The organism is Acutalibacter sp. JLR.KK004, assembly GCF_036941085.1.
In the GTDB taxonomy this organism is placed as follows: Bacteria; Bacillota; Clostridia; order Oscillospirales; family Acutalibacteraceae; genus Acutalibacter.
Genome location: NZ_JAYMNQ010000001.1, coordinates 1,968,717 through 1,982,514 on the forward strand (window position 1 = coordinate 1,968,717; position 13,798 = coordinate 1,982,514).

At 56.1% G+C, this 13,798-nt stretch carries 17 protein-coding genes; 2 read left to right on the plus strand and 15 right to left on the minus strand.

Annotation, left to right across the window (positions count from 1 at the left end; all coding sequences use genetic code 11):
• Positions 1-16: 16 nt before the first annotated feature.
• From VSQ30_RS10760 to VSQ30_RS10805, 10 genes are all read right to left on the minus strand, one after another.
• Positions 17-283 carry a DUF370 domain-containing protein gene (locus VSQ30_RS10760; RefSeq protein WP_160642057.1) on the minus strand — a complete coding sequence of 89 codons (267 nt, stop codon included), beginning with the start codon at positions 281-283 and terminating at the stop codon, positions 17-19.
• Between the two features lie 14 nt (positions 284-297).
• A complete protein-coding gene (locus VSQ30_RS10765) occupies positions 298-1,176 on the minus strand; it encodes a YicC/YloC family endoribonuclease (protein WP_334464003.1) in 879 nt (292 codons plus the stop codon).
• 210 nt (positions 1,177-1,386) lie between these two features.
• The gene (locus VSQ30_RS10770; RefSeq protein ID WP_334464005.1) at positions 1,387-1,773 is read right to left on the minus strand and encodes a hypothetical protein; all 387 of its coding nucleotides are present in this window, start codon (positions 1,771-1,773) and stop codon (positions 1,387-1,389) included.
• A complete protein-coding gene (locus tag VSQ30_RS10775; RefSeq protein ID WP_334464007.1) occupies positions 1,770-2,513 on the minus strand; it encodes a pseudouridine synthase in 744 nt (247 codons plus the stop codon). Before VSQ30_RS10775 ends, VSQ30_RS10770 begins: the two co-directional genes overlap by 4 nt.
• Before the next feature lie 68 nt (positions 2,514-2,581).
• On the minus strand, positions 2,582-3,730 hold the full coding sequence (locus tag VSQ30_RS10780) for a D-alanyl-D-alanine carboxypeptidase family protein (RefSeq protein WP_334464009.1): 1,149 nt from the start codon (positions 3,728-3,730) through the stop codon (positions 2,582-2,584).
• 61 nt (positions 3,731-3,791) lie between these two features.
• A complete protein-coding gene (gene ytfJ / locus VSQ30_RS10785; protein WP_160642062.1) occupies positions 3,792-4,238 on the minus strand; it encodes a GerW family sporulation protein in 447 nt (148 codons plus the stop codon).
• Positions 4,239-4,253: 15 nt separating this feature from the next.
• The gene (locus tag VSQ30_RS10790; protein WP_334464012.1) at positions 4,254-4,916 is read right to left on the minus strand and encodes a hypothetical protein; all 663 of its coding nucleotides are present in this window, start codon (positions 4,914-4,916) and stop codon (positions 4,254-4,256) included.
• Between the two features lie 26 nt (positions 4,917-4,942).
• Positions 4,943-5,506: an SMC-Scp complex subunit ScpB gene (gene scpB, locus VSQ30_RS10795; RefSeq protein WP_334464855.1), complete on the minus strand. Its 564-nt coding sequence runs from the start codon at positions 5,504-5,506 to the stop codon at positions 4,943-4,945.
• On the minus strand, positions 5,503-6,228 hold the full coding sequence (locus tag VSQ30_RS10800; protein ID WP_160642064.1) for a segregation and condensation protein A: 726 nt from the start codon (positions 6,226-6,228) through the stop codon (positions 5,503-5,505). The genes scpB and VSQ30_RS10800 overlap by 4 nt, the downstream gene beginning before the upstream one ends.
• A 96-nt stretch (positions 6,229-6,324) precedes the next feature.
• On the minus strand, positions 6,325-7,026 hold the full coding sequence (locus tag VSQ30_RS10805) for a site-2 protease family protein (protein WP_334464014.1): 702 nt from the start codon (positions 7,024-7,026) through the stop codon (positions 6,325-6,327).
• A gap of 281 nt (positions 7,027-7,307) precedes the next feature.
• Between VSQ30_RS10805 and VSQ30_RS10810 the strand changes: the two genes are divergently transcribed.
• Positions 7,308-8,366, plus strand: a complete 1,059-nt coding sequence (locus VSQ30_RS10810; RefSeq protein ID WP_334464016.1) for an acyltransferase — start codon at positions 7,308-7,310, stop codon at positions 8,364-8,366.
• A 46-nt stretch (positions 8,367-8,412) separates the two neighbouring features.
• Here VSQ30_RS10810 and bcp read toward each other — a convergent pair whose 3' ends face one another.
• From bcp to VSQ30_RS10835, 5 genes are all read right to left on the minus strand, one after another.
• Positions 8,413-8,877, minus strand: a complete 465-nt coding sequence (gene bcp / locus VSQ30_RS10815) for a thioredoxin-dependent thiol peroxidase (RefSeq protein ID WP_334464017.1) — start codon at positions 8,875-8,877, stop codon at positions 8,413-8,415.
• 1 nt (position 8,878) lies between these two features.
• Positions 8,879-9,628, minus strand: coding sequence for a peroxide stress protein YaaA (yaaA, locus tag VSQ30_RS10820; protein WP_334464018.1), 750 nt, complete (start codon positions 9,626-9,628; stop codon positions 8,879-8,881).
• A gap of 136 nt (positions 9,629-9,764) precedes the next feature.
• Positions 9,765-10,661: a hypothetical protein gene (locus tag VSQ30_RS10825; RefSeq protein ID WP_334464019.1), complete on the minus strand. Its 897-nt coding sequence runs from the start codon at positions 10,659-10,661 to the stop codon at positions 9,765-9,767.
• A 56-nt stretch (positions 10,662-10,717) separates the two neighbouring features.
• A complete protein-coding gene (locus tag VSQ30_RS10830) occupies positions 10,718-11,635 on the minus strand; it encodes an SPFH domain-containing protein (RefSeq protein WP_334464020.1) in 918 nt (305 codons plus the stop codon).
• Between the two features lie 25 nt (positions 11,636-11,660).
• Entirely contained in the window at positions 11,661-12,092 is a 432-nt protein-coding gene (locus tag VSQ30_RS10835) for an NfeD family protein (protein WP_160642071.1), read from the minus strand.
• Positions 12,093-12,644: 552 nt separating this feature from the next.
• Here VSQ30_RS10835 and VSQ30_RS10840 point away from each other — a divergent pair.
• Positions 12,645-13,796: an alanine racemase gene (locus VSQ30_RS10840; RefSeq protein ID WP_334464022.1), complete on the plus strand. Its 1,152-nt coding sequence runs from the start codon at positions 12,645-12,647 to the stop codon at positions 13,794-13,796.
• Positions 13,797-13,798 lie beyond the last annotated feature (2 nt).

A 13,798-nucleotide genomic window follows, 5' to 3' on the forward strand; every position in this document is an offset into this window, starting at 1 on the left:
CAGCAGGCCTTTGCCCCTATGCTTCCTCCTCAGCGGCAGGCCCTTCCTCTTTACCGTTAAAGCGGCTGGAAATGGTTTCCGGCAGCAGCGCGGACAGCACCAGGCTGCCGCTGTCCATCACCAAAACGGCCTTGGTGCGCCTGCCGAAGGTGGCGTCTACAGCCACACCCTTTTCCTTTGCCTCCTGCACCATCCTTTTAATGGGGGCGGATTCCGGGCTGACCACCGCCACCACCCGCTGGGCGGAAACCATGTTGCCAAAACCAATATTGATAAGCTTCATGCCTTTCCTCCCCGCTACTCTACGTTCTGCACCTGTTCCCGGATTTTCTCAATTTCCGACTTAATGTCCACCACCAGATGGGCAATCTCCGGGTTCAGGGATTTAGAGCCTATGGTGTTTACCTCCCGGTTCATTTCCTGCACCAGGAAGTCAATTTTCCTGCCTGTAGGGCCGCCTGCCTCCAGCAGCCCCTGCAACTGCCCGAAGTGGCTGCGCAGGCGCACTGTCTCCTCGTCTATGGCCACCTTGTCCGCAAACACAGCCACCTCCGTCAGCACCCGCTGCTCGTCCAGCCTGCTGTCCCCGATAAGCTCTGTAATCCGGGCCTGCAGCCGCTCCTGATACTGCCGCACTGTCTCCGGGGTGCGGAACTCAATCTCCTGCACCAGCGAGAGAATCGCCTCCGCCTTTTCCTTAATATCCTTCTCCAGCCGCCTGCCCTCTGTCTCCCGCATCTGCAAAAGGGACGCTACCGCAGGCTCTGCCACCTCCTGCACAGCTTGCCATAAAGCTTCCTCATCCTCCGGCGCCTTGCGCACAGAAAAAATATCCGCATACCGGGTTAAAAGAGGCAAATCTACCTCTCCCGGCAGGCCATAGCGCTCTTTCACCTCCCGCAGGGCGCTTACGTAAGCCCCTGCCAGGGCATGGTTCACCTCCACCTGGGTGCCGGCGCTTTCCAAGTTTTCCACCTGCAGGAACACGTCTATTTTGCCCCGGGCCATTCTTTCCTGCAGATAGGCTTTCAGACGCTCCTCCAAAAACAGACAGCCCCGGGTTATGCGGGCGTTGCACTCGAAATATTTGTGGTTCACGCTTTTCACCTCGAACACAATGTGCCGCCCGTTTACTGTGCCCTCGCCGCGCCCGTATCCTGTCATACTTTTCAGCATACTAAAAACCATCCCTGTCCCAACATCCCTGCCCGCGTCCCGTGGCCTGGGCTGTATATTTTATCTTGCTTGGGAGAAAATATCCCACTCTAAGAAATTTTACCATTTCTCCCTGTGCAATGCAACCGCTTTTCCTTTATTTCATAGATTCTTCATAAAAACTGCGGCTTCCATACAGGCAGCCGCAGGCGTTTAGACGAGAAATACCTCTTATTCGTATTTTACAATCAAACTCATAGGCCCGAAAGCGTGGGCATCATCGGTTTCAAAGCCCCTGGCCTGAAAGAAGCTGAAAAAATCCGGGAAGGCTGTTTCGATTTTCCCTGCCCCAAAGGTTTCCCCGTAAGAGGCCGCAGAGCGCATAAGGGTGTCCAGAATAAAGATCTGTTCCCCCTGGGGCTTCTGGCTGCCGTCCCAGCCTGCCGCTTCCAGTTTTAAAATCCGCAGGGTGCCTTCCCAAAGCTCCACTGCCGCATGGCCTAAAGGCTCCCCCTTGTCTTTCATCAGCAGTACGCGGGCTTCCCCGCCGGACAGGGGCAGCCCCTCTAAAAGGGAGCGCTCCTTTTCCCTGTCCTCCATAGGCAGAATCTCTATCATTTCCGTTTTCCTCCCTTTTTCGCTTCCGCTATAATGCCCCGCACTTCCTCATGGGTCAGTTCCCGGTATTTCCCCTGAGGAAGCATTCCCAGCCGCACAGGACCCATGGCAATGCGCTTAAGCCTTGCCACCTCCAGCCCCAAAGCCTCGCACATCCGGCGTATTTCCCGGTTGCGCCCTTCGTACAGCACAATTTCCACCACAGCCCGGCCCCGCTGCTCCTCCAGCACCCGCACCTTTGCCGGAGCCGTCATTTTTCCGTCCAGCTCAATGCCTGTGCTCAGGCGGTTTAGCTGTTCCTCCGTCACGCCGGGGCGCAGGGTGACCCGGTAGGTTTTCGCCACGTGGCCGCTGGGATGGGCGCAGAGGTTGGCGAATTCCCCGTCATTGGTCAGCAGCAGAAGGCCTTCCGAGTCCTTGTCCAGCCTGCCCACCGGGTACACCCGGCAGCCTGCGTCCGCCACAAGCTGCGCCACGCACCTGCGCCCCCGTTCGTCCGCCATGGTGGTGACAAAGCCCCGGGGTTTGTGAAGCGCCAGATACACGCGGCCTTCCCCTTCCCGGGGAAGGCGCTGGCCATCCACTGTGATGATGTCTTTTCCCGGAACGGCCCCGTCCCCCAGCTTTACAGGCCTGCCGTTTACCTGTACCCGGCCTGCCTGTATCATTTCCTCTGCTTTCCGCCTGGAGCACACGCCCCGCTGGGCCAAAAGCTTCTGCACCCTTATTTTTTCCGCCATTTTCCATATCCGCAGCCAGAGCCTCTCTCCGCTCCCATGCCGCCCTTTCCTTTATTTTTTACAGTGCCTTATGCCCAGTCCCAGTGGAAAAGCCGCTGCCAGAAGCCGGGTTCTTTCTTTTCCGCTGCCGGGACGCTTTCCGCCGCCACAACAGGCAGGCTGTAAATTTCCTTTCCACCTGCAAAATACTGCACCTGCCCCACCTTGTCCCCAGCGCGCACCGGGGCATAGAGGAATTTCGGCAACAGCACCCGGCGCTCAATCCGTTCCGCGTCCACAGCCGGCAGGGAGCGTATTTCCCCGGCAGCGCCCTGCACCTGGACGCTGTCAAGGCTTCCCCCTGCCAGGGGCACCCGGGCCGTCACCTGGGCGCCGTCAAAGGCCACGCTTTGCATCATGGAAAAGCCATAGTCCAAAAGGGCTGTATGGTCATCCCAGTCATCCGGAGCGTTCAGGGTGACGGCAATTAAGGTGGCGCCCTCCCTCCGGGCAGCGGACACAAGGCACCGGCCCGCCTTTTTGGTAAAGCCGGTTTTCACGCCAATGCAGCCCTCATAAAGCTGCAAAAGCTTATTGTGGTTGGTGTAGGAAACCGTCCCCGCCGGATCTAAAAACTCCACCTGCCGGGTAAAGCACTTGACGATGTCCTCAAAATCCTGGTTTTCCAAGGCAGTCTTTGTAAGCAGGGCCATGTCGTAGGCTGTGGAAAAGTGGGCCTCGTCGTCCAGCCCCGAAGGGGTAACAAAATGAGTATCCTTCATGCCGATTTCCCCGGCCCGCTCATTCATAAGCGCCCCGAAGCCCTCCTGGGAGCCTGAAAGGAACAGGGCGCAGGCATTGGCTGCGTCATTGCCGGAGGCCAGCATCATCCCCGCCGTAAGCTCGGAAAGACGCAGGCGGTTCCCCGCCTGCAGGCCCATGGAGGAGCCTTCCACTGCCACCATTTCCTCGGTAATATCCACCACCGGATCCCCCGCCCGGGCCGACTCCTCTAAAGCCAGCAGCGCCGTCATAATCTTTGTGGTGCTGGCCATGGCATGGCGCTCATAGGCGTTTTTTTCATAGAGCACCGTTCCCGTTTCCCCGGAAATCAGCACCGCGCATTCCGCGGAAACCCCTGGCTCCGCCCCCTGGGCAAGGCTTGGAAACGCCCACAGAAGCCCTGCTGCCAGCAGGGCTGCAAAGCACTGCCTGCCCCGTTTGGTAAAACTGTTCACATCACATCACCCCGTCTGCTTTTTCCATACAGCCTATGCAGACGGGCCTTGTTCTATGCAGTCAAGCCTGCTCCTCCGGCTCTCCGGAAGCTTTCCCTGCCGGGGCAGGGGTTTCCTCCGCGCTTGCAGCTTCTTCCTCTTTCTTTTTGAACAGGGAGGTAAGCTGGTCGATCACCTGGGGCACCTTTTCCAGCGCCCTGTCCACAGGGCTGAAATAAGGTTCGATTTGCAGCACCCGCACATTCCCGTTGGAGATGGACAAAAAAGCCACCGGGCTTACGGTTATCCCCGCGCCGCCGCCCCCGGCAAAAAGCCCTGCGCCGGGCTGGGCCTTGGAGGGCAGATCGGAGCCGCCGGAAGCGAAGCCGTAGCTAATGCGGGAGATAGGGATAATCACTGTGCCGTCCGGGGTGGTGACGGGCTTGCCAATCACCGTGTCCGCGTCCACCATTTCCTTGATTTTGTCCATGGTTACGCCCATGAGCCGGTTTACCTGGTTGTCACTCATATGCACACATTCCTTTCAATTGGTTTTCTCATCAGCTTTTACACTGCGGGATTTGCTTTTGGATTTAGGCCCAGCCCGCAGCTTGCGCAGCAGGGGGATGGCGCTCCACAAAACCTTCAGCGCCATATGCAGGGCAAAGATGGGCCGCAGGGAAAGGCAGGCGGAAAAGTCCACCCGGTTTTCAGCGGCGCTGTAATCCAGATCCACTGTAACGCCTTTCTTTTTGCAGGGCATCAGGGAAAACAGCAGGCCGCAGGCCCCGTAAACCCCGGCGCTTAGCTGCCCGTAGCGCACAGCGGCGTCTGCCGCGTCATAAGCCCCGGCAAGGCACAGGTATAAATCAAACTGCCTGAGCTTCAGATGGGAAAGAAGCCTGCCTGTGGCCCGGGACGCCGCCCCGATGAAATCTGCCAGGGCCTGCAAAAACCCCCAGAAGCCCTCCCGCTTCAGGGCCTGCTTCAGCCTGCCCGGGCCTTCCTTTTTTGCAGGGGGCGTTTTTTCTTCCTCCTGCGGCTTTTCCGTTTCCTCCTCCCCCTCCAAGGGGATGGGGATACGCAGCGGCCCATACCCTATCACCAGCAGGAAGGCTTCCCGGAAAGCCAGCTCCACCCGCACTGGGATAAGCAGCAGCAAAAGCAGCACCAGCAGGATACTCCCCAGGATATAAAGCGCCAGCAAGCGGCTCCCCCCTTCCCATTCAAATCTTACAGCGATAGCTGCACCGGATCAGGCTCCTCTTCAGCTTCCTCCTGTTCCTCCCCGCTGCCAGGCGGGGGCAGCTCGTCTATGGAGGAAAGCTGGAAGCACCGCAAAAAATTTTCCGTGGTGCCGTACAGCAGGGGCCTGCCGGGAAGCTCCAGCCTTCCCCGCTCCTCCAAAAGCCCTTTTTGCACCAGGCTTCCCAGCACCCCAGAGCAATCCACCCCCCGCACCTGCTCCACAAAGGCTTTCGTCACAGGCTGGTTGTAGGCCACCACTGCCAGCACCTCCAGGGCGGCCTGGGAAAGGGGCGTGTTCCGCTTTAAGTCCAGCACCCCCCGCACCGGCTCGATAAAAGCCGGGTTGGTGGTAAACTGGGCGCTGTCCCCTAAAAACAGCAGGTGTATGCCGCTTTCCGGGGTATTATACTTTTTCTGCAGCTCCTGCACAGCCTCTTCCACCACATAGGTGCGCACACCCAGCACCTGGGCAATGCGCTCCAGGGCCACAGCTTCGCCCCCCGCAAAGAGAATGGCCTCAATTTTTCCAAATAATTCCGTTTCCTTCAGCTTTCTTCCCCTCCCTGCCTTTTCTCCCGCAAAAGCCGTACGGGGCTGTCCTCCCTGTCCCCTTCAATGCGGATGCGCCGGCTTTTCACCAGCTCCAGCACCGCCAAAAACAGGGCCACCCGCTCGCTTCTGTCCCTCTTCCCGGCAAAAAGCCCCTGAAAGGTAACGTGCTGCCCCTTCCACAGGCGGCGCAGGATGAACACAGCCTGGCTTGCCACTGACACAATCTTCCGGGAAACCAGCGCCGAAAAGCTTTCAGGCTTAGGAGGCAGCAGGCTCCTGCCTTTGCCCCAGGCCGCCTGCAAAGCCTGCAGCAGTTCCCGGGGCTGGTGGATTCGTTTATAAAGGTTGTCTGCCGGAAGGGGCATGGGGGCGCGCACCAGGCTGTCAAAGCTGGCCTGCTCCCCCAGCCGCTGGGCCGCAGCCTTGCACTGCTGGTATTCCAATAACTGCCCGGTAAGCTCCAGGCGGGGATCCTCCTCTTCCTCCCGCTTGGGCAGCAGGGAGACGGTTTTGATATGCACCAGCCTTGCCGCCATCTCTAAAAATTCGCTGGCAATATCCAGATTTTCCTCCCGCATCAGCTCAATCTGCTCCATATACTGTTCCAGAAGCTCGGCGATGGGGATATCGTAAATATCTATTTTATTTTTGGAGATAAGGGCCAGGAGCAAATCCAGGGGGCCTTCAAACACCTCCAGCTTATATTGCAGCTTGTCCATTTTACTTGCCATCCAGGGTACAGGATACGCGCGAAAAAGAGTGAAATACCTGCTTTTCGTACCCGGCACCGTTCCTTTTTTCCTTAATTTTTCACGTTACAGGCCAAAAAGCCCAAAGGGCAGCCCCGCAACGCGGAATATCACATTGGCTACCGCCTGCTGGGCCATGGAAAAAGGCCCGGAAAGCTTGCCGGACACCAGCAGGATCATAAGGATGAAAGAAAGGGCCTGCTGGTTTTTATAGAAAGCGGCAAGGGCGCGATCGCTTAAAAACATGCCTACAATGCGGGAGCCGTCTAAAGGCGGGACAGGCACCAGATTAAAGACCGCCAGAGAGATATTTACCACCACGTAGTAATAGAGGACTTGGAAAATAAAATACGTGGCGGCGTTAAACCCATGGCGGGCAGACCCCGCCGCCAGGCCTGTGGCAAGGAAAGCCCCTAAAAGCGCTGCCAGCAGGTTGGAAAGAGGGCCTGCCAGGGCTGTAAGGGCCATGCCTCTTTTGGGGTTTTTGAAATACCGGGGGTTTACGGGAACGGGCTTGGCCCAGCCAAAGCCTACCAGCAGGATAGCCAAGGCCCCTAAGGGATCCAGGCTTTTAAAAGGGTTCAGGGTAAGCCGCCCCGCGTTTTTCGCTGTGGGATCCCCCAGCTTGCAAGCCACCCAGCCATGGGCGAACTCGTGCAGGGGCAGCACGCACAGCACCACAAACCCTACGGAAAGCACCTGGGCCAGAGCCTGCCCCCAGTCCACGCCCCGGCCGTCGGAAAGGCTTTGTATCACATTTATCAGCATTCTGCAGTTCTCCTTTTTCTCTTTGCAGGATTTTCCTGCCCCTCTATTATAATACGGTTTTGAAAAAGCCGCAAGGGGAGAATCACAGGGAATGCCTGTTCCAAAGAATTTAGGCATTCCCTTTATCGCATATTTTCCTTTCTAAACGCAAAAGGCTTGACAAAAAATGGCAGGCATGTTATCGTTTTTATTGATAAAACAAGTATATCATAATGAGGAAAGGGCTCTTTCCTCATTTAGTGGGATATCCCACTAAAAAATTTTTTCGAGGTGAGAGAGCTATGCAGGAAAAAAAGGCCTATCTTGAATGTATGCGGATACTAGCCTGCTTCCTGGTGTTTGTCAACCACACCAACAGTTCCATTTTCCTGGACACCTCTCCTTCCCCCACCTGGTTCCTTTCCGTAGCGTATTTCTTTGCCAGCAAGACGGCAGTTCCCCTGTTCCTGCTGGTTTCCGGCGCTTTGCTGCTGGAAAAAAGCGACACCCCGGAAAAATCCGCGCAAAGGCTTCTGCGCACAGGACTGGTGCTTTTTGTTTTCTCCACAGGATACTATTTCTTTTATGCCTGGCGCAAGGGCACGCCCCTGGGCCTGCGGGACTTTCTGGGAAAACTGCTGCATGGCAATATCACCAACGCCTTTTGGTATCTGTATCTTTACCTTGCCATTCTTTGCATACTGCCGGCCTTGCAGTGTATGGCAAAAGCACTGGACAGGCGCGCCCTGCAATGGATCCTGGTTTTGTCTGTAGGGGTGTTGGGTGCTGTGCCTGTAGCACAGATCTTCCTTCCGGAGTTTTATCTCTCTCCCCGCTTCTCTCAAGGGCTGTTCAGCCCGTTTTTGGGCATGGTGCTGTGGGGCTATGCCATAGAGCGATATATGCCTGTTACAAAGGCCAGGGCAGGCATTGCCGGAGCCTTGTTTTTGCTGCTCACTGCCCTGCAAACAATTGCCACCTATAAGCTCTTTCAACAAAACCCCCAAAACTATCTGGTTTTGGACAACGCAACCTACCTGCCCATTTCCGCCTCGGCAGCTTGCCTGTATATCATCATAAAATACGCATACACCCGGTTTCCCCTGCCGGAAAAAGTACAAAAAAGCGTTTGGGGCCTTGGCAGGCTCACCTTCGGCTGCTATCTGCTGGGAGACGCCGCTATAAACCTGACAAAGCCCCTTTTTACCTTTCTCAAAAAATACTTGCACCCCCTGCCCGCCGTATTCCTCTGGGAACTGGTATTGTTTGCTTCCTGCGCCGCAGTGGTGTTCCTGTGGAAATGGTGCTGGGCGCAAAGGCGCACAAAGCGCGCGCTGGGAGGCAGAAAGAAGGCCCCGTAAAAGCATGGGGCCTTCTTTCTATGTCTAAAACGCAAGGTTATGGGAATTACTCCGCCTGCCTGAGATACTCCAGAATCTCCGCCGCGTTGGTGTCCGGCTTCACCTTGGGCATCACTTTTTCAATGCTGCCATTTTCGTCAATGACAAAGGTGGAGCGCACCACGCCCATGCTCACCTTGCCATAGTTTTTCTTTTCCTGCCACACGCCGTATGCCTGGATAGCGGCAAGCTCCGGGTCAGAGAGCAGGATAAAGGGCAAGTCATTTTTCGCGGCAAACTTCTGGTGGGATGCCACAGAGTCCTTGCTGATGCCAATGACCACAGCGTTCATTTTTTGAAAGTCCTCATAAGCCGCCCCAAAGGCACAGGCCTGACGGGTGCAGCCAGGGGTGTTGTCCCGGGGATAAAAATACAGCACCACCTTTTGGCCCGCAAAACCGGACAGGGAAACCATATTGCCGTCTTTGTCGGGCAGCGTAAATTCCGGGGCTTTCATTCCAGTTTCCAGCATTTCAGCGTCCTCCTTCTATAAACACAAATTGATTTTCTGTTGATAATCCTGCCTCAAAATGATATCCCAAGTCGGAAAAAGCCCGAAGCTGTTCCCGCTTTTCTATGCGGTTTTCTGCCAGCCACCGCACCATCTGCCCCCGGGCCATTTTACATCTGGTGCCCTTTTCCAAGACTTTCCCATCCTTCCGCTGGCCGAACACACAGGTGAGCACATCCACCGCGGAAGGCAGATGGGGCAGTACAGCCCGGCTGTACTCCCTTGAAGCCAGGTTCACTATGAAATCCGTCTCCGCTGCCAGCGCTTCCGCCAGCCTGCCGCCCCAAAAGGCATAGAGGTTCCTGAACCCCTCCAACGGCAGCCTGGCCTGCATTTCCAGGCGGTACGGCGTTACACCGTCAAAAGGGCGCAAAACTCCGTAAAATCCGGATAAAATCCGCACATGCTCCTGCAAATATGCCAGTTGTTCTGCTTCCATCACGCCAGGGGCCATATATTGGTACTGGATGCCTTCATAAGACAAAACCGCAGGGGTAAGCCCCTGCCGCAAATCCATATGGCGCAGGCGCCCCACATTTAATTTGGCAATGGCGTCATTGCACTTCCAAAGCTTTTGCAGTTCCCCGGGAGGCATAGCCCGCATCGCCTTTAAAATCTGCCCGGCCTGGGGCAGGAACCGGGGCAGGCCCGACACAGGGAAGCTGTCTGTGTCCACGTTCATCTTCTTTGCGGGGGAAATGATTACGCGCATAGGGATCACCTGCTTTCTCCATTCCCTGTCCGTCCCCTGCCGCAGAAAAGGCCTGGTTGTCCGCCAGGCCCTTTGCCGTTCCTATTTCTCCGCCAGTCCTTCCAGGGCACGCCCGTCCTAAAGTTTCTTCGTTCATTTACTTTTGGACAACAGCGGAAAAAATATAACCGTTGCCGCCATCGCCTATCAGATACGTTATACCATTAACGGTCTTGTCAAACCCGCCGCCAGAGATTCCCTGTGCCGCCATAGTTCTGGCTTCATCCTCTGAAAGGGATGGATCAAGCGTCCGGATAAAAGCAATAGACCCTGTAATAATCCCGGCCGCCCCAGTAGGGTTATTGTGCCCGACTATGATAGAAGCCTCCACAACCTTCCCTTTTTCCGCATTCAGATTCACTATACAGCCCCAGGGATCCTCTTTATCAAAAGATGGTTTATGGATAATATAATATTGTGTGGATCCGTCCTGGGTTTTCATCCCCATTTCCTTGTCCGTCACAATTTCAAAATCCGTTTCCAACAGCTTTTGCGCCTTGCTAATAAACTTCGCTTCTGTGTTGCCGCCCCCGGAGGTTATCCCGGCAATGCCCAGCAGCACAATGATAAGCACCGCCACAACGCCAAAAGCAACCAGTGTCTTTTTACTGAATTTTGCCTTTTTTATAGCAGCGGCGCCTTCCCCTGCCTGGGCGGCGGCATACACCCGCTGGGCCTGCTCTGCCGTTTCCGCCACTGCCTCGCTGACGGCCTGCTGGGCCTCCTGCACAGCGACTCCGGCGGCAGCTTTAGCCTTTTGGGCGGTTTCACTGTTCAAGGCCTCCTGGGCTTTCTGGGCAGCGGCTCCTGCCACCTCCCTTGCCTTTTCCTTAGCCTTCTGGGCCGCTTCGCTGCTCCAGGCTTCCTGGGCTTTCTGGGCAGCGCTTTCCGCCATCTCCCTTGCCTTTTCTTTCGCTTTCTGGGCTGTCTCGCTGCCCATAGCCTCTTGGGCCTTTTGGCTCATTTTCGATAAAAAGTCCTGCTTCTCTTCCACAATTCTCCACTCCTGCTTCCGGATAAATTAAGCTTTGGCTTTCCGTTTCCCCAGCCTTATTTCTCCACCAATTCCTTTAGGGTGGTGGCAAGGCCAGCCAGCCCCTGGACATTGGAGGGGATAATGATTTTGGTGGCTTTGCCGTCCGCTGCCTTGCCGAAAGCTTCCAGGCTCTTGAGGGCAATCACCTGCTCACTGGGGGCGGCTTCATTCATCAGCTTGATGGCGTCTGCCAAAGCGCGCTGCACGGAAAGAATGGCCTCGGCCTCGCCTTGGGCCTCCCGGATTTTTGTCTCCTTCACAGCCTCGGCCCGCAGCACGGCAGATTCCTTCTGGCCTTCCGCAATGAGGATGGCGCTGCGCTTCTCGCCCTCCGCGTCCAGAATCTTCGCCCGGCGCTCCCGCTCGGCCTTCATCTGCTTTTCCATGGAATCCTGGATTTCCGCAGGCGGGATGATGTTTTTCAGCTCCACCCGGTTGACCTTAATGCCCCAGGCGTCAGTGGCCTCGTCCAGAATTACCCGGATTTTCGAGTTTATCACATCCCGGGAGGTAAGGGTGTGATCCAGCTCCATGTCGCCGATAATGTTGCGCAGGGTGGTAGCGCTCAGATTCTCAATGGCGGACAGGGGGCTTTCCACGCCATAGGCATACAGCTTGGGATCGGTAATCTGGAAATACACCACCGTGTCAATCTGCATGGTGACATTGTCTTTGGTGATAACCGGCTGGGGCGGGAAGTCGATAACCTGCTCCTTCAGGCTCACCTTTTTGGCAACGCGGTCTAAAAAGGGGATTTTAAAGTGCAGGCCCGTCCCCCAGGAAGCGTGAAACGCGCCCAGCCGCTCCACTACATAGGCGTGGGCCTGGGGCACAACTTTGATGTTGGAAACAATGACAGCCAGCACGAAAACAGCCAGCACAATCCAGCCTAAAGAACCAGCGAGCTGTTCCAGATAAATCAAACCTTCCATAAAAATGCTCCTCTCCAAATCGTGTTTATTCCTTGGGGGCAACGATAAGCTTCACGCCCTCAATGCGCTCCACCGTCACCTGCTCCCCAGCAGGGATTTTTTCCTGCGGCCGCGCGCTGCGGGCAGCCCAGCTATTGCCCAGCACAGACACGCGCCCTTGGGCAAGCAGGTTGTCAATGTCTTCGGTGACAACCCCCTGGGCGCCCAGCACCCGGTCGGCATTGGTGCCCACAGGCTCCGGCTTTTGCAGGCGCTTTGCCAAAGGCCGGGTGAAAACCAGCGCCAGGCAGGACAGTGCCAAAAACAGCGCTATTTGCAGCCACACAGCCCCTCCTGCCAACGCGCAGATAAGGGCAGCCAGGCCCCCGGGCACGAACCAAATGGATACCAGCGCCGGCACAGCAGCCTCCACCACTGCCGCCACGATGGTTATCCCAAGCCATATACCTGTCATCATACCGAACCCCCTTCTTTCGCGGCAAAAATTTTTCAGTTAAATTATACAACAATTTTGGGGGAATTGCAAGCCTTGCCGCTTGTACATCCGAATATTCTATGATATAATAACCGCAAAGCGGTTATTATATTTGATTAAAATTGCCCCGCCCGGTTCCTTCCCTTTGGTCAGACGGGCGATGGGCATATATCAACGCGCTTCGCGCTTATGATATAATGTCCCCAGAGAAGAAAGGACAGAAAAGCCGCTGGGAACCAGGATTCACTTCTTAGCCTCATCTGCCGGGCGGCGGGAACTCCAGGGTTGCTTTATGCATGATTGTGATAGTATTAAAGGATATTTCGATATCTTCCGCTCTTTTTCTGTGTATAGTATTATAAAAATAAAAAACGCCTTTACAGCCCGGGGCTTGTTTGAAAACAAGAAAAAGGGCTGAATTTTTGAGACAGAACATAGCGGTTTCAAGGCGGAAGCCGCATGTTTTGGACAAAAGGACGGCGTTTGCGATTTTTCAAACAAGCCCTAAATTTGCTTTTTAAGGAGATGTCTGCAATGGAAACCATATTTGATTTAATCCGCGCAGGGAAGATGGAGCTGCCCGAAACGCCCTCTCTGGTGGTGGACGGCGGGATTATGCGGGATAATATTGCCCGGATGCAGGAGGGCGTTTCTGCCTGCGGGTGCGCTCTGCGCCCCCACATCAAAACCCACAAAATCCCTTATTTCACCAATTTGCAGTTGCAGGCCGGGGCTAAGGGCATTACCTGCGCCAAGGTCAGCGAAGCCGAAGTGATGGTGTGCGGCGGCGCCCAGGACATCTTTATTGCTTACCCCATGGTGGGGGATTTCCGGGTGAAGCGGGCTTTGGCACTGCAAAGGCGTATGCGCCGGCTGATTTTGGCAGTGGACAGCCTGGAAGGGGCCAGGGCTTTAGATGACGCAGCCAAAGCCGCAGGGGTTTCCTGCGAAGTGCGCCTGGAGGTGGACACAGGAGCGGCCCGCACAGGCGCTTTGCGGGAAAAGTGCGTGGAACTGGGAACGGAAATCAACAAGCTGGGGAATCTGCGCCTGACAGGCATTTACACTTTCAAAAGCCTAATATTGGAAGGCGCTCCCACAGAGGACGCCCAGGCCGCCGCCCTGGAGGAGGCCCGGCTGATGGACGAAACCGCCAAAGCCCTGCGGGCCGCCGGGGTGGACATCCAGGATGTCAGCATCGGCTCCACGCCCACGGGCCTGCTGGCTGCCCAGACGGGCCTTGCCACAGAGGTGCGTCCCGGCACCTACATTTTCAACGACTGGATGGTGATGAAGGAGGGCTGCGCCCAGTTCTCCCAAATTGCAGTGCGCCTGTACTGCACAGTGGTAAGCACGCCCCGTCCGGATTTAGCCGTAATTGACGGCGGGGTAAAAACCTTTCCCATGGACGCGCCTGTAGGCGTGCCGCCTTACTATTATCCCGGCTATGCCGTAATTTTAAACAAGGAGGGCAAGCCCCAGGAAAACCTTACCCTGCGCCGCATGAGCGAGGAGCATGGCATTGTCACAGCGGCAGACGGGGAAACCGGCCTGCGGGTGGGGCAGCTTCTGGAGCTTATCCCCGTCCATGTGTGCCCGGCTGTGAACCTGCAAAACAAGCTGTTCCTGTACGAGCGGGGCCAGCTTACCAGCCTGCCTGTGGCGGCCCGGGGCATGTTGGTGTAACG

Excerpts from the sequence above, each read along its gene's own strand:
- VSQ30_RS10760 (WP_160642057.1), bottom strand. The coding sequence starts at position 283 with ATGAAGCTTATCAATATTGGTTTTGGCAACATGGTTTCCGCCCAGCGG.
- VSQ30_RS10765 (WP_334464003.1), bottom strand. The coding sequence starts at position 1,176 with ATGCTGAAAAGTATGACAGGATACGGGCGCGGCGAGGGCACAGTAAAC.
- VSQ30_RS10770 (WP_334464005.1), bottom strand. The coding sequence starts at position 1,773 with ATGATAGAGATTCTGCCTATGGAGGACAGGGAAAAGGAGCGCTCCCTT.
- VSQ30_RS10775 (WP_334464007.1), bottom strand. The coding sequence starts at position 2,513 with ATGGCGGAAAAAATAAGGGTGCAGAAGCTTTTGGCCCAGCGGGGCGTG.
- ytfJ (WP_160642062.1), bottom strand. The coding sequence starts at position 4,238 with ATGAGTGACAACCAGGTAAACCGGCTCATGGGCGTAACCATGGACAAA.
- VSQ30_RS10800 (WP_160642064.1), bottom strand. The coding sequence starts at position 6,228 with ATGGACAAGCTGCAATATAAGCTGGAGGTGTTTGAAGGCCCCCTGGAT.
- VSQ30_RS10805 (WP_334464014.1), bottom strand. The coding sequence starts at position 7,026 with ATGCTGATAAATGTGATACAAAGCCTTTCCGACGGCCGGGGCGTGGAC.
- VSQ30_RS10810 (WP_334464016.1), top strand. The coding sequence starts at position 7,308 with ATGCAGGAAAAAAAGGCCTATCTTGAATGTATGCGGATACTAGCCTGC.
- bcp (WP_334464017.1), bottom strand. The coding sequence starts at position 8,877 with ATGCTGGAAACTGGAATGAAAGCCCCGGAATTTACGCTGCCCGACAAA.
- yaaA (WP_334464018.1), bottom strand. The coding sequence starts at position 9,628 with ATGCGCGTAATCATTTCCCCCGCAAAGAAGATGAACGTGGACACAGAC.
- VSQ30_RS10830 (WP_334464020.1), bottom strand. The coding sequence starts at position 11,635 with ATGGAAGGTTTGATTTATCTGGAACAGCTCGCTGGTTCTTTAGGCTGG.
- VSQ30_RS10835 (WP_160642071.1), bottom strand. The coding sequence starts at position 12,092 with ATGATGACAGGTATATGGCTTGGGATAACCATCGTGGCGGCAGTGGTG.
- VSQ30_RS10840 (WP_334464022.1), top strand. The coding sequence starts at position 12,645 with ATGGAAACCATATTTGATTTAATCCGCGCAGGGAAGATGGAGCTGCCC.